General features: G+C 67.0%; 14 protein-coding genes. 7 read left to right on the top strand and 7 right to left on the bottom strand.

Translation table 11 applies throughout. From position 1 onward, the window contains the following. Positions 1-56: 56 nt before the first annotated feature. Positions 57-1,745: an arginine--tRNA ligase gene (argS, locus tag AC5P5M_RS15560; protein WP_053516518.1), complete on the top strand. Its 1,689-nt coding sequence runs from the start codon at positions 57-59 to the stop codon at positions 1,743-1,745. A gap of 21 nt (positions 1,746-1,766) precedes the next feature. Next, positions 1,767-2,645, top strand: coding sequence for an SPOR domain-containing protein (locus AC5P5M_RS15555; protein WP_459040851.1), 879 nt, complete (start codon positions 1,767-1,769; stop codon positions 2,643-2,645). Positions 2,646-2,744: 99 nt separating this feature from the next. Here AC5P5M_RS15555 and AC5P5M_RS15550 read toward each other — a convergent pair whose 3' ends face one another. Both AC5P5M_RS15550 and AC5P5M_RS15545 read right to left on the bottom strand, forming a co-directional pair. Then, entirely contained in the window at positions 2,745-3,497 is a 753-nt protein-coding gene (locus AC5P5M_RS15550; protein WP_065174225.1) for an SDR family NAD(P)-dependent oxidoreductase, read from the bottom strand. 88 nt (positions 3,498-3,585) lie between these two features. Further along, on the bottom strand, positions 3,586-4,077 hold the full coding sequence (locus AC5P5M_RS15545) for a hypothetical protein (RefSeq protein ID WP_053516522.1): 492 nt from the start codon (positions 4,075-4,077) through the stop codon (positions 3,586-3,588). A gap of 85 nt (positions 4,078-4,162) precedes the next feature. On the opposite strand from AC5P5M_RS15545, the gene AC5P5M_RS15540 reads away from it, so the two are divergent. Continuing rightward, the gene (locus AC5P5M_RS15540) at positions 4,163-4,630 is read left to right on the top strand and encodes a YehS family protein (protein WP_065182006.1); all 468 of its coding nucleotides are present in this window, start codon (positions 4,163-4,165) and stop codon (positions 4,628-4,630) included. Between the two features lie 54 nt (positions 4,631-4,684). Here AC5P5M_RS15540 and AC5P5M_RS15535 read toward each other — a convergent pair whose 3' ends face one another. Then, the gene (locus AC5P5M_RS15535; protein ID WP_495206119.1) at positions 4,685-5,365 is read right to left on the bottom strand and encodes a TorF family putative porin; all 681 of its coding nucleotides are present in this window, start codon (positions 5,363-5,365) and stop codon (positions 4,685-4,687) included. 164 nt (positions 5,366-5,529) lie between these two features. Here AC5P5M_RS15535 and AC5P5M_RS15530 point away from each other — a divergent pair, with 164 nt between their 5' ends. After that, positions 5,530-5,919, top strand: coding sequence for a DUF6165 family protein (locus tag AC5P5M_RS15530; RefSeq protein ID WP_065174221.1), 390 nt, complete (start codon positions 5,530-5,532; stop codon positions 5,917-5,919). A gap of 9 nt (positions 5,920-5,928) precedes the next feature. Here the strand turns inward: AC5P5M_RS15530 and AC5P5M_RS15525 are convergent, their stop codons facing one another. Both AC5P5M_RS15525 and AC5P5M_RS15520 read right to left on the bottom strand, forming a co-directional pair. Further along, a complete protein-coding gene (locus AC5P5M_RS15525) occupies positions 5,929-6,600 on the bottom strand; it encodes a response regulator transcription factor (RefSeq protein WP_053516559.1) in 672 nt (223 codons plus the stop codon). A 186-nt stretch (positions 6,601-6,786) separates the two neighbouring features. Beyond that, positions 6,787-7,359, bottom strand: coding sequence for an OmpO family porin (locus AC5P5M_RS15520; protein ID WP_053516527.1), 573 nt, complete (start codon positions 7,357-7,359; stop codon positions 6,787-6,789). 210 nt (positions 7,360-7,569) lie between these two features. On the opposite strand from AC5P5M_RS15520, the gene AC5P5M_RS15515 reads away from it, so the two are divergent. Next, entirely contained in the window at positions 7,570-9,972 is a 2,403-nt protein-coding gene (locus AC5P5M_RS15515; protein WP_495206118.1) for a S9 family peptidase, read from the top strand. A 91-nt stretch (positions 9,973-10,063) separates the two neighbouring features. Next, on the top strand, positions 10,064-10,423 hold the full coding sequence (locus AC5P5M_RS15510; RefSeq protein ID WP_053516528.1) for a DUF1428 domain-containing protein: 360 nt from the start codon (positions 10,064-10,066) through the stop codon (positions 10,421-10,423). A 14-nt stretch (positions 10,424-10,437) separates the two neighbouring features. Here the strand turns inward: AC5P5M_RS15510 and AC5P5M_RS15505 are convergent, their stop codons facing one another. Then, the gene (locus tag AC5P5M_RS15505; RefSeq protein WP_065182009.1) at positions 10,438-11,124 is read right to left on the bottom strand and encodes a hypothetical protein; all 687 of its coding nucleotides are present in this window, start codon (positions 11,122-11,124) and stop codon (positions 10,438-10,440) included. A gap of 137 nt (positions 11,125-11,261) precedes the next feature. Continuing rightward, a complete protein-coding gene (locus AC5P5M_RS15500; RefSeq protein WP_495206117.1) occupies positions 11,262-12,023 on the bottom strand; it encodes a histone in 762 nt (253 codons plus the stop codon). 491 nt (positions 12,024-12,514) lie between these two features. Between AC5P5M_RS15500 and AC5P5M_RS15495 the strand changes: the two genes are divergently transcribed. Next, entirely contained in the window at positions 12,515-13,948 is a 1,434-nt protein-coding gene (locus tag AC5P5M_RS15495) for a Do family serine endopeptidase (RefSeq protein WP_053516532.1), read from the top strand. Positions 13,949-14,010: the final 62 nt, after the last annotated feature.

Raw genomic sequence — 14,010 nt, 5'->3', positions numbered from 1 at the left:
CGCCGGCATCTGCGCTAAAATGGGCGATTCCGCCGCTCATTCTCACAGCAGGCCTCGTGAAAAATCTCCTCCGCGCCCTGATCAGCCAAGGCATCGAAGCCTTGCGCGCCAATGGCACCCTGCCCGCCGACTCCCTGCCGCCGGACTTCGTGGTCGAGCGCCCGAAGACCCGTGACCATGGCGACTTCGCCACCAACGCCGCGATGCTGCTGGCCAAGGCCGCGCGCAGCAACCCGCGCGCACTGGCGCAGGCACTGGTCGAGGCGCTGCCGCGCAGCGAGGACGTCAGCAAGGTCGAGATCGCCGGACCCGGCTTCATCAACTTCCACCTGGCTCCGGCCGCGTACCAGCGCGAAGCCGCCTCGGTCATCAAGGAAGGCCACGACTACGGGCGCAACCTGTCCGGCAACGGCCGCACGGTGGGCGTGGAGTATGTGTCGGCCAACCCGACCGGTCCGCTGCACGTCGGCCATGGCCGCGCTGCGGCGATCGGCGACTGCGTGGCCCGCGTGCTCGACGCCAACGGCTGGAACGCCAAGCGTGAGTTCTATTACAACGACGCCGGCGTGCAGATCGAGAACCTGGCGCTGTCGGTGCAGGCCCGCGTCCAGGGCATCGCCCCCGACCAGGAGGGCTGGCCGGAAGGCGGCTACCGCGGCGAGTACATCGCCGATGTCGCGCGAGCCTACATGGCCGGCGCCAGCGTCGACCTGGAAGGCACCCTCGTGGTCGGCGCCAAGGATCCGCACGACATGCAGGCGATCCGCCGCTTCGCGGTGGCCTACCTGCGCAACGAGCAGAACCTGGACCTGGCCGCGTTCGGCGTCGATTTCGACATCTACTTCCTGGAAAGCTCGCTGTACGCCGATGGCAAGGTCGCGGAAACCGTGGCCAAGCTGCAGGCGTCCGGCCACACCTACGAGGAAGGCGGCGCACTGTGGCTGCGCAGCACCGACTTCGGTGACGACAAGGACCGCGTGATGCGCAAGTCCGACGGCACCTTCACCTACTTCGTGCCGGACGTGGCCTACCACCTGTCCAAATGGCAGCGCGGCTACGAGCGCGCGATCACCGAGCTGGGCGCCGACCACCATGGGTCGCTGGCGCGCGTGCGTGCAGGCCTGCAGGCGCTGGAAGTGGGCATCCCGCAGGGCTGGCCCGAGTATGTGCTGCATCAGATGGTCACCGTCATGCGCGGCGGCGAGGAAGTGAAGCTGTCCAAGCGTGCAGGCAGCTACTTCACCCTGCGCGACCTGATCGAAGAAGCTGGACGCGATGCGACCCGCTGGTTCCTGATCGCGCGCAAGCCCGATTCGCAGCTGACCTTCGACATCGATCTGGCCCGCCAGCAGAGCAACGACAACCCGGTGTTCTACGTGCAGTACGCGCATGCCCGCGTGTGCAGCCTGCTCCGCCAGGCGCAGGAGAAGGGCCTGGCCTATGACCAGGGCAGTGGCCTGGGTCAGCTCGTGCGCCTGGCCGATGACGCCTCGCTGCTGCTGATGAACGAGATCTCGCGCTATCCGGAAGTGGTCGAAGCCGCCGGCGTGGCGCTGGAGCCGCATCTGGTGGCGCAGTACCTGCGTGAATTGGCGCATGCCTTCCACACGTGGTATCACGGGACACCGGTGCTGGTGGACGACGCCGACGATCGCAACGCCAAGCTGACGCTGGCCTGCGCGGCGCGTCAGGTGCTGGCCAATGGCCTCGACCTCCTGGGCGTGAGTGCCCCGGAAAAAATGTAAGCATCAGGAGACGCAGTACACATGGCAGCACGACGCGGCAAAAACCAGGCACGACGCAACAGCAGCAGCCAGGGCACCCCGGGATGGGTGTGGCTGGTCGCCGGTGTGGCCATCGCCGCCGTGGTGTTCCTGGCGGCGCCGAATCTGTTCAAGGGCGAGGGCGATGGCTTCCTGCGCGCCGGTCCGCAGCCGAACCCGAACGCGCAGCCGGCGCCGGTCGCCGATGCCGACAGCGATGTCGGCACGCAGCCGGCCGCACAACCGGCCACGCCGAAACCGGCCGAAGCCGAGAAGCCGGCGGCGACCCAGTACGACTTCTACACCCTGCTGCCAGGCAAGGAAGTGGAGATGTCCGATGCCGAACTGGCTGCCAGCACCCGCGCCGAGGAACAGCGCCGGGCCAAGGCCGAAGCGCAGCGCGCGCAGGCGGCGCTGGAAGGCAAACCGGTCCCCGCAACGCCGGCACCGACCGCGACGGCCAGTGTCGCCAGCACGGCACCGGTGACCGCGACCAGCCGTCCGCTGCCTGCCCCGCTGAGCGAACGCCCGGCAACGGCTGCACCGGCCACGACCAGCCCGGCGGCGACCAGCACGGCATCGACCGCGCAGGCCGCCCGCGTGGACGCGGCGCCGGCCGCCGCTGCGGCACCGGCCGTGGCCGGCGACAACGCGCGCTACATCCTGCAGGCAGGTGCGTTCGGCGCCTCCGGCGACGCCGAGGCCACCAAGGCCAAGCTGGCGATGATGGGCCTGGCGGCACGGGTGGAGTCGGCGCAGATCAATGGGAAGACCGTGTACCGCGTGCGCATGGGGCCCTACGGCAGCGCCGGTGAGCTGTCCGAAGCCAAGCAGAAGCTGGATGGCACCGGCTTGCAGGCGATGGCGATCAAGGCACAGTGATCGTTCGGGTCTGAACGGAAGAAGCCGGGCATTGCCCGGCTTTCTTTTTTTGGGCCCCGCAGGGCCGACCCACGCCCGGCGGCCCTGAAGGCACGCAGGTCAGCCCTCGCGCGCGACCTGGAAGCCGGCGAACGACTGGCTGACCGGCATCAGTTCCAGGCGGTTGATGTTCAGATGCGGCGGCAGGCTGGCAACCCAGAAGATCTGCTCGGCGATGTCCTCGGCGGTCATCGGGTTGGCGCCGGAGTACAGCTTGTCCGACGCGGCCTGGTCACCGTGGGTACGCACCACCGTGAACTCGGTCTCGGCCATGCCCGGCTCGATGGTGGTCACACGCACGCCCGTACCGTGCAGGTCCGAACGCAGGCCCAGCGAGAACTGGCTGACGAACGCCTTGGTACCGCCATACGCGTTGCCGCCCGGGTACGGGTAGACACCGGCAACCGACGAGATGTTGATGATCGCACCCCTGCGTTCGACCAGCTGCGGCAGCAGGCGGTGGGTCAACGTCACCAGGGCGGTGATGTTGGTATCGATCATCGTCGTCCAGTCCTGCAGGCTGGCGCTCTGCGCCGGAGCGGTGCCCTGCGCGAGACCGGCGTTGTTGACCAGCAGGTCGATCTCACCGAATGCGGGGGGCAGCGCCAGCAGCGCCGCTTCCATTGCGATCGGATCGCGGACATCAAACGCCGCTGCGTGCACCACGTCCTTGCCATAGCGCTCGACCAGCGGTTGCAGGCGATCGCTGCGACGGCCGGTGGCGATCACCTTCCAGCCTGCCTGGGCGAAGCGATGGACGGCGGCGGCGCCAAACCCGGACGTGGCGCCGGTAATCAGGACGGTGCGGGACATCAGGCAACTCCGTGGAGGAACGAGACCCCCATTCTGGCACCGTCGGCCGGACCCTGCCTTGCCTGATCGGTCTTCGCGCCGGGCACACTCAGCGCAGGCGGAACACGCGGGCCTTCGGCAGATCCTCGTCGACCTGCAGGAACCAGCGGCCGGCGATGCCCGGGATCACTTCGATCTGCGGCGCCTGGAGGGCCCTGCGCAGCTTCATCTGTCCCTTCATCACCTGCCATTGCTGTCCGTTGTCGAGGGTGAACACCGTGCCGGGGGCCCAACCGGCCACCTCCCCCACCACGCGTGCGCTGACCGGGCCTTCTTCCAGCCCCAGGTGCATGGCTGCCGGCGCCGGAACATTCGCAGGCAGCGGCGCGCCGGCGGGGGCGGCCGTGACCGCGGAAATGGCAGGCGACGCGGCCTCTGCCTGGCGCAGCACGCGGTTCAACGCCTGCAGTTGGGCCGGGCTCAGCCCCACTTCGGCCAGCTGGGCCGCAGTGAGCCGCTGTTCGACCGGAACAAAACGGTCCTGGGCATGGGCGGCAACACTGCTGGCCGCCAGCAGGAGGAGAACGAGGTACCGGCGCATCGGACGAGGTCTCTACGGAACAGCGCTCACGATGCTTCAATCCGGTGACAATCCGGTGACAACGGCCGGACCGCTACAATGGGCCATGATCAACAATGATGTACTGCGCAGCGTGCGCTACTCCCTGGACCTGGGCGACCATCACGTGGTGGCCCTGTGCCAGCTGGCCGACCCGACCTTCGCGGTGGATCTCGAGCAGGCCAGGGCCTGGCTGCGGCGCGAGGATGAAGCCGGCTTCGTGCCGATGGACGACAGTGCGCTGGCGCACTTCCTGGATGGCCTGATCGTGCACCTGCGCGGCCGCGACGAGAGCCAGCCGCAGCGCGCCGTGGAAACCCGCATCGACAACAACCTGGTGCTGAAGAAGCTGCGCGTGGCGTTCCAGCTGCGCGACGTCGATCTGATGGACATCTTCGCCAGCGCCGGCTTCAAGGTATCCAAGTCCGAGATCGGGGCGCTGTTCCGCCAACCCGGGCATGCCAACTACCGACGTTGCCTGGATCAGATGCTGCGCAACTTCCTCAAGGGCCTGAGCCAGCGCCTGCGCGGTTGAGCCGCCCGGTACCGGCCCATGGGTGGCCGATACCATCGTAGCGGCGCCGGCCCGCTAGAAGCTGCCCTGCAGCGCCAGTTCCCAGCGCCCGCCCGCGTTGCCCGGGAACAGGCGTCTGGCCGCGGTATCGGTGTCATGCACGGTGGCCCGCACTTCCCACGCCGGAGCCAACGTGGCGATGGCGCTGAGCTGCCCGTGCAGGTAATCCGGCCCCTGTGCGGCCTCCAGCCAGTAGTGGCCCACGGCCGCTTCAAGCCGGAAGCGCTCGCGCAGCGGCAGGCGCACGCCCAGCTGTGCATACGTACCGCGATGGCCACCGGCCAGGGCATCGCTGGAATGCGCGACCTGCAGCCAGGTCCGCTGCTTCCAGCCCACCGTGGCAGCGAACTCTGTCCAGTCCAGCGCGCGGGCTGTCCCCGGATACACATAGCGGGTCAGGTTGGCGTCCAGCGTCCAGTCCGCGGCCGGTGTGCCGGACCAGCCCGCCACCAGATCGAACTCGCTGCGTGCGCCGTTGTCCGGCTTGAACGATACGTTCGAGCCCCACGCGCTGGCATACCACCCGGACGCGAGCGCGAACTTCGCTCCGGCCTGCACCGCCGGGTCGCCGTCACTCTGCGAACTGCCGCGCCAGACGTAGTCACTGGTCAACGTGGCGTTGCCGCTCACCTGTGCCTGTGCGGTGCCGACGCCCAGCAGCCCCGCCAACGCCGCGATCATCCCCTTGCTGTTCACTGCACATCATTCCTCATCCAATGGCGGCTCAACCGCCGGGACGGCAGTGTCGATGGCAGGGCCGTAACGGTTCGATGGCGCTACCGTGGCCGGGGCGCAAAATCAGCGTAAAACCGCTTGGCAGTGGCGCGGTATGATGGCCGCCTGTTTCCAGGAAACCCCCCATGGACGCCATCCTGACGCCGGTATCGATCGGCGAGCTGATCGACAAGATCACCATTCTCGAGATCAAGGCCGAACGCATCGGCGATGCCACCAAGCTGGCCAATGTGCGCACCGAGCTGGACGGCCTGCTGCCGTTGCTGCAGCAGCAGCTGCAGGCACAGCCGGCACTTGCCGCGCTGAAGCAGCAGCTCAAGGCCATCAACGAGCGCATGTGGGACATCCAGGACCAGCTGCGCGACAAGGAAGCGGCACAGGTGTTCGATGATGCCTTCGTCCAGCTGGCGCGCGGCGTGTACGGTACCAATGGCGAGCGCGTGCAGGTCAAGAACGAGATCAACCGCGTTGCAGGTTCGGCACTGGTCGAAGAAAAGCAGTACCAGGGCGAATAAGCCCGGGTTTCAGCCGCATTCGAGCAGGTGGCGGATGCGGAACAACTCGCCGTCGCTGCGGATGCCGAGCTTCTGGTAGGCGGCTTTTTTCTGCGAGCTGACCGTGCTTGCGGAACGGCCGAAGCGCTGCGCGACTTCGCCGGTGCTGCAGCCTTCCAGCACCAGGCGCAGCACCTCGCGCTCGCGGCGGCTGAGCGGCATCAATGAGGGCATGCGGCGCGCCCGCGAGCGGCTCAACTGCGGGCGCAGTTCCGGCGGCACGAACCGCCCACCCCGGGCCACCACCTCCACAGCCCGCAGCAGCACGCGCGGTGCGGTCGCCTTGGACAGGAAGCCGCGCGCGCCGGCCTGCATGGCCGTCACCACCGTGCTGGCGTTGCAATGGGCTGAAAGCACCAGCACCGGCAACGACGGCCACTGCTGCGACAGCGTGCGCAGCAGTTGCAGGCCAACCCCCTGGTCACCCAGCGGAAGGGCATCGATCACCAGCAGATCGACACAACCGGGCTGCTGATGCAGCAGCGACAGCAGGTCGGCTTCATTGGCGAAGCTGCCACGGACCTGCAGACCGCTGTGCTCACATAACAACACTTCCAGGCCCAGCCGCAGCACCGGATGCGGATCCAGCAGCGCCAGGCGGCGCAGCTTCCCGGTATGCGGGGTGGCGGGGGCGGGCGGCATCAGTCGGATCCGGCGGAAGTGGATGCCCACCGTAGGTCGCGCCCTGCAACGGCGGAATCCAATTCGTTGCAATGCAGCATCGACTGCGCAGCCGCAGTCAGATTTCATTTCGGTTGGGTGGAACGCAACAGGCCCGGCAGATGCCGGGCCTGTCGATGCACGCAGGGCGCAGAGCGCCTGCAGCGATTACCAGCTGAAGCGCGGGCCGACGGTGTATTCCTTGTCACCGTCGCGGTTCATCTTGAGCTCGCCGTTCAGGCCCCAGTTCTGGTTCAGCTTCACCTGACCACCCAGGCGGCCGTACCACTCGCCTTCCGGATTGATGCCGCGCTTCTTCGAGAAGTCTTCGTAACCAACCATGCCGTAGACTTCGGCGTGGGCACCGAACGCGGTGCGGATGCCGGCTTCAGCGCTGTAGCCGTTGAAATCCAGGCCATGCTCCAGGTCACGCTTCTGGTACGCCACGCGGGCCACGAAGTCGGTCGACGGTGCGATTTCCTGGTTGTAGCCGACGCCGACCTTCCACTGGTCCAGCTTGAGATTGGTGTGGTCGATTTCCTGGCGGCTGTAGTCACCGAAGGCGTGGAAGTTCGGCAGGAAGCCGTAGGAACCCTTCACGCCCCAGCCGTCGGCCTTGAACGCGTCGATGTCGGTCTTGGCGTAGTTGGCTTCAGCATAGTTGTAGGACAGGTTCTCGGCAGCCGAGGCGGAGAACGGCAGGGCAGCAGCCAGCGCCAGGGCAATCAGCGAATTCTTCATGGGGGTACACCTTTACTTTCTTATGGTGAGCAGCAGCGCGGAAGCGCCGTCGCATCGGGAATGTAAATTCTCCGTTATTCGCCACAACGCACCCTGAAAACAGCAACCTTCGCATTGCTGAATTTTCTGGCTTGATTCAGGCGGTCTCTGGCATACGCGCGGCACGCGCGTGCATCTGTGATCCATCGACAACATCAACAGGAGGTTGCCTTGCTCGTTTCCGATCCGCTGCGGATGTTTGTTGGCACCTCCCTCCTGGCCTGCGTCGCGCTGTTGTCAGCGCACAGCGCACACGCGCTGCAAGCTGCCGATTACCAGCGTGCCGAACGCGTGCATGACAGTCATCTGCGCGGTGCACTGCGCAATGCTTCGGTGCTGCCCCACTGGCTGGACGATGGGCGCTTCTGGTACGAACGCGAAGATGCACAGGGCCGGCGCCAGGCGGTACTGGTCGATCCAATCCAGGCTACGCGCCAGATCCTGTTCGAACCCGATGCGCTGGCCGCCGCAGTTGCACCGCTGGGTGCCAGCGGGCCACGCCTGCGCTTGAACAGCGTGCAGGTACTGGGTGATGGCCTGCGCCTGCAGTTCAACGGCGAGGCGGCGATCAACTGCCAATGGCCACGCCTGCAGTGCACGGCCGCACAACAGGCGTTGCCGCCGGCTGATGCATTGCCGTCGCCCGGAGGTGATGCCTGGCTGCGGGTACGCGACCACAACCTGTGGCTGCAGCGCTCTGGAGCGGCGCCGCGAGTACTGACCCATGGCGGTGAAGCTGGGCATGGCTATGGCGTACTGCCGGACTTTGCCCTGCGCGGTATTCCACGACGCCAGGGCCGGTTGCCGGTACGGCCGTTCGCGGTCAGCTGGTCACCCGATGGGCGCTACGTGGCCGGTATCCGCTACGACGAACGTGCGCTGCTGGACTACCCCTATCTTGAAAGCACGCCGGCCAGCGATGCGCGCCCACGCGTGCATACGGTAAAGCTGGGCGTGCTGGGCGATGCGCAGCAGGTGCGTGATAGCCTGTATGTGATCGATACCGGCAGTGGCCAGCAGCATGACATCGCGCTGCCCAACGGCTGGAACGTCTTGAGCGAGGCCGGCATCCTGGGTTGGGACGGTGCCCGGCTGTACGCCGTGATCGCACACTTCGAGGCCCCGCGGCGCCTGCGACTGGTGGAAATCGAAGCCGACAGCGGCACCGTGCGCACCTTGCTGGAGGAAGCCAGCAATACCCGCCTGCAGCTCAACGTGTATTCGTACAACCGGCCGGCGGTAGCGATCCTGCCGGGGCAAGACACCGCGGTGTGGTTCTCGCAGCGCGATGGCTGGGGACATCTGTACCGGGTGCGACTGTCCAATGGCAAGGTGCTGCGCCAGCTCACCCGCGGCCAATGGGCGGTGCGTGACCTGCTGGGTGTGGACGCTGCGGGTGGCTGGGCGTACTTCAGCGCCGGTGGCGTCGACGGTGGCGACCCCTACGTGCGCGGCCTGTACCGGGTATCGCTGCAGGGCGGTCCGATCCAGCGCCTGGCCGCCGATGGCAACGACCACATGGCCGATGCCGGTACCGGCGCGCTGTTCGGGGGGCGCGCTCCCCAGGCGCTGTCGCCTGGCGGTGGCTATCTGGTGGATACTGTTTCCCGTCTCGACCAGCCACCACGCACTGTGCTGCGGGCCAGCGATGACGGCCGTGAAGTGATGCTGCTGGAAACAGCCGATGACAGCACGATCATTGCTGCCGGCTGGCGCCCACCACGGCGCGAACGGCTGCTGGCCGCCGATGGGCGCACGCCAATCTTCGCCACCGTCTACCTGCCCCGCCACTATCGCGATGACGGCAGTTTCCCGGTCATCGACGCAATGTACGGCGGTGCCTTCATCAGCAATGCGCCGGTGACCTACGCCGAGGCGGTGTCTGCCTTGAATCCGGTATCCCGCGCCAGCCTGGCTGAGCTCGGCTTCGTGGTGGTCAGCATCGATGCGCGCGGCACCGGCGGCCGCGACAGGGCGTTTCATGACAGCAGCTTCCGGCACGGCGCCGACCTGCAGCTGGATGATCATGTGGCCGCGCTGCGCCAACTGGGCGAACGCTACCGGGGCATCGACCTGCAGCGGGTCGGCATCTATGGGCATTCCTTCGGCGGCTACAGTGCTGCGCGGGCCTTGCTTCGCTATCCGGCATTCTACAAGGTGGGCGTCGCCTCGGCCGGCAGCCACAATCTCCAGGGCATGTACGGCGGCGCAGTGCACGGCATGGACCGGCTGTTCGGCGGCGTGCTGCCGGCCACGGCCATGGCGGAAGGCGTGCCGGCACCCTTTGCCGGACTCGACAATGCGGCACTGGCGGGCACTCTGCGCGGGCATCTGCTGCTGGTCTATGGCGAACTGGACGAGAACGCGCCACCGGCGCTGACCCTGCAGCTGGCCGCCGCCCTGAATAGGGCCCAGCGCACCTACGACCTGTTGTACCTGGCGCGGCAAGATCACGAACTGTTCCGCAATGACGCCACCTACACGCACCGCATGTGGGACTACTTCGTGCGCCACCTGGCCGGCCAGCAGCCACCGGATACGGTGCTCGCACCGCTGCCCGGTGGCCCGGGCTGAACAGGCGCACACAGGATGTCGATCCACGGCGCCCTGGTTCGTCGGGTACTTGAAGGCCGTGCATGCGGCACGGCCCATCCGGAGGCAGGCAATGAGTTACATCGATGGTTTCGTTCTGGCGGTTCCCACCGCCAACAAGGAAAAGTTCCTCGCCCATGCGCGAAGCGGCGACGTGGTCTTCATCGAGTACGGGGCGCTGCGCGTGGTCGAGTGCTGGGGCGATGACGTGCCGCATGGCAAGACGACGGATTTCTTCGGCGCAGTGAAAGCGACACCGGAAGAGACGGTGGTGTTTTCCTGGATCGAGTGGCCTGACAAGGCCACCCGTGATGCGGGCATGCAGAAGATGATGGAAGACCCGCGCCTTGACCCCGCTAAGAACCCGATGCCGTTCGACGGTGCGCGGATGATCTATGGCGGTTTCACACCCATCTACGAACTGACCCGCTGACGCCTTCACGGCGCTCAGCGCGTACCTGCGTCGTCTTCTCCGGCAGTGCCGGCGCCCAGTGCGGCGCCGGCCCCCAGGCCGAGCCCGCCCATGCCGGCGCCCATGCCCATTCCTCCGCCTCCGCCCGCACGACCGCCCTTGCCTTCGCCTTCAGGGCGGCCCTTGCCGCCCCCGCTGCCGCCCGCGGGCCGGGTCGGGCCCTGCCGTGGAATCTGCAGATCGGCCGGGATCGGCGCCAGATCCAAGGCTTCGCGGACAAAATCGCGCAGCGACACCACCAGCTCATGCGTGTGCACAGGTCGTCCCTGCGCCAGCTCATCGGCGGCGCGCGCGGCCAGCCGCACCTGCTCATCGGTACCCAGCAGCAGGATGTCCGACAAGGCCGCTTCGACGGCATCGCGGATGCGCCTCGCGCGATCCGAGCCGGGTTCGACGATGCCCTGCTCATGGGCGCGCTGGCGCAGGTCGCGCAGATGGCTGGGGTCGACCCCCAGCTCACCGGTGAACGAACCGCCCAGGGTCTTGTAGGCGGCCATCAGCGTGCGCAGCCGTTCGTTGATCTGCCGGTTCTCGCGCTCGCGGCGCTGCTGCAGGGTCTGCATCACCAGCAGGCGGATACCCACGCCCAGCAGCGTTATCAGCACCAGGCCGGCCAACGTGGAAAGCACACCCTGCCAGGAACTGAAATCGATGCCGCGCATGATGGGAACTCCAGCGGAGGGACTTCATCTTGCCCCAGGACGACCCCGCAGGCTTCATGCCGGGCCGTTGTACCGCCCCATGAACGCAGAAGGCCCCACCACCCGGCAGGGCGGAGGGGCCTTCGCCGCTCGCGCGATTACTTGCGCTTGGCGGCCTTGCGCACGGCTTTCTTGGCCGGAGCCTTCTTCGCCGGAGCCTTCTTGGCAGCGGCCTTCTTCAGAGGCGCAGCCTTGCGGGCGACGGCCTTCTTGGTGGTCGCTGCCTTCTTGGCAACCGTCTTGCGGGTGGCAGCGGCCTTCTTGCCGACAACCTTCTTGGCGGCAGCCGTCTTCTTGGCGGCGACCTTGCGGGTAGCGGCAACCTTCTTGCCGACAACCTTCTTCGCGGCCACGGTCTTCTTGCCAGCCACCTTCTTGGCGGCGACCGTCTTCTTGGTGGCGGCTGCCTTCTTGGTCGCAGCCTTCTTCACCGTGGCGACCTTCTTGCCGGCAGCCTTGGTGGCGGCCTTGGTGGACTTCTTGGCAACAGCAGCCTTCTTGGCGACAGTCTTGCCGGCAGCGGCCTTCTTCTTGGCCACTTCCTTCTTCAGGGCAGCGGCTTCGGCCTTGGCATTCTTCTTGGCGGCTTCCAGCTTCTGCTTGGCCTTGGCGACCGTCTTGCCGACCGACTTGGCGGCCTTCTCGGCCTTCTTGGCAACGGTCTTCTCGACCTTGGCCACGGCCTTCTTGGCCTTGGCGACGCGGGTGGTGGCGGCCTTGCGGGCGCGCTTGACGGTCTTCTTGACCGACTTCACTGCGTCTTCAGCGGCGTGGGCGATGGTCTCGCCGACGTTGGTGGCGGTTTCTTTCGCGTTCTCGACGGCGTCGGTCACGACCGACACACCATTACCGTTGCTCATGTTGCCCTCCTGGGGGCGTGGATTGTCAAAACGGGGCGATGCTATACCGACAATGACGATCGTGGAACGGGTGGTACGCCTGCAATCGCGTCTGCTGCGACGATAGTAGTGTATGGGGAGGCTGGTGCTGCTACCGTCGATCCGCAGCAAACCCCTTTTTTTCAGCGCTGCGCCATGGGATTGAGGTGCACGTCGCGGCGACGGGCTGCCTGCACGCCCCTTGCCGGAACCTGCACGCGCGACGTGCCATCGCACACCTTGGATCGGCGGAACTGCGCAAGTATCAGAGGGTGTCCTGACCACGCCGGCGGACACACCCTATCGGTGTAGCGCCGATGGCCGACCGCACCGCAGGCGGGTCAGCCGTCGTCGAGTGCCGCATCGACGAGGGTCTCTTTCATCGCGCATTTATCCACGCCGCGGCAGATTCATTCAGCTTGTTTTACCGTATGGGCCAACGGCCCCCATCCCACGCCTGCGAACCGACTCCCATGCGACCGCTACCTACCCTTCTCACGCTCGCAATCGCCGCCGCCTTCGGTGGATTCGTCGCCACCGGCATCAACGCCCACCTGGACAACCGCGCCGACGCCGCGCCCTTGCCGGCGGCCCTTCCGGCCACCGCCGCATTGCCGGCTTCGGTCGCCGGCCAGCCGGTGCCTTCGCTGGCACCGATGCTGGAAAAGACCATGCCCGCCGTGGTCAGCGTCAACACCAAGCAGGTGGTACGGGTACGCAACCCCTTCTTCAACGACCCGTTCTTCCGCCGCCTGTTCCCGGACATCCCGCAGGAACGGATCAACGAATCGCTGGGTTCGGGCGTCATCATCGACGCGAAGGAAGGCCTGGTGCTGACCAACCACCACGTCATCGAGAACGCCGATGACGTGCAGGTGACGCTCGCTGACGGGCGCACGGTCAAGGCGGAATTCCTCGGTTCGGACCGCGACACCGACATCGCCCTGATCCGCATCCCGGCGCAGAACCTCACCGAGATCAAGCTCGGCAACAGCGACCAGCTGCGGGTCGGCGACTTCGTGGTGGCGATCGGCAATCCGTTCGGCTTCAGCCAGACGGTGACCTCGGGCATCGTCTCGGCGGTCGGCCGCAGTGGCATCCGTGGGCTGGGCTACCAGAACTTCATCCAGACCGACGCCTCGATCAACCCGGGCAACTCCGGAGGTGCGCTGGTCGATCTGCAGGGCCAGCTGGTCGGCATCAACACCGCCAGCTTCAACCCGCAGGGCAGCATGGCCGGCAACATCGGCCTGGGCCTGGCCATTCCCACCAACCTAGCGCGCAGCGTGGTCGACCAGCTGGTCAAGCATGGCGTGGTGGTGCGCGGCACCCTGGGCGTGGAAAGCCAGAACCTGAGCGCGCAGATCGCCCAGGGCCTGGGCCTGGGCGAAACCCGCGGCGCGCTGATCACCCGGGTACTGGCCGGTTCGGCCGGTGCGGCGGCCGGGCTGAAGCCGGGCGACGTGGTGGTTGCCGCCAACGGGCAGCGCGTGGACAGCGCCGAAGCCCTGCACAACGTGGAGGGCCTGGCAGCGGTAGGCAGCGTACTGGCGCTGGACGTGCGCCGCGAAGGCAAGCCGCTGCAGATCCGGGCGACGCTGAAGGAGCAGGCGCGCGCCGCCAGCGGCGACAGCCTGGACCCGCGCCTGGGCGGCGCGACCTTCGTCGACCTGCCCGAATCGCTGCGCCAGTCCGGCGTACGCGGGGTGCTGGTCAGCGAGGTCAAGCGCGGCAGCCGCGCAGCCAGCAACGGGCTCCAGCAGGGCGACATCATCACCGATGCCACGGTGGGTGAATTCGCCGACCTGGCCAGCTGGCGCGCGAATTTCCAGCAGCGGCCACCGACCCTGGTGCTGCGCATCCTGCGCAACAACGGCCAGCAGCAGGGCCAGTTGGTGATGCGCTGATCGCTCCGCCGTAACACCCCCTATACCCGGCCAGTGCTATTGCTGTACGTCCCTGTCGGCTG

The sequence above is a fragment of the Stenotrophomonas sp. YJH_SMC_106-19 genome (genome assembly GCF_059368375.1).
Note: the sequence above shows the minus strand (reverse complement) of the source record. Positions and strands in the feature narration are given on the sequence as shown.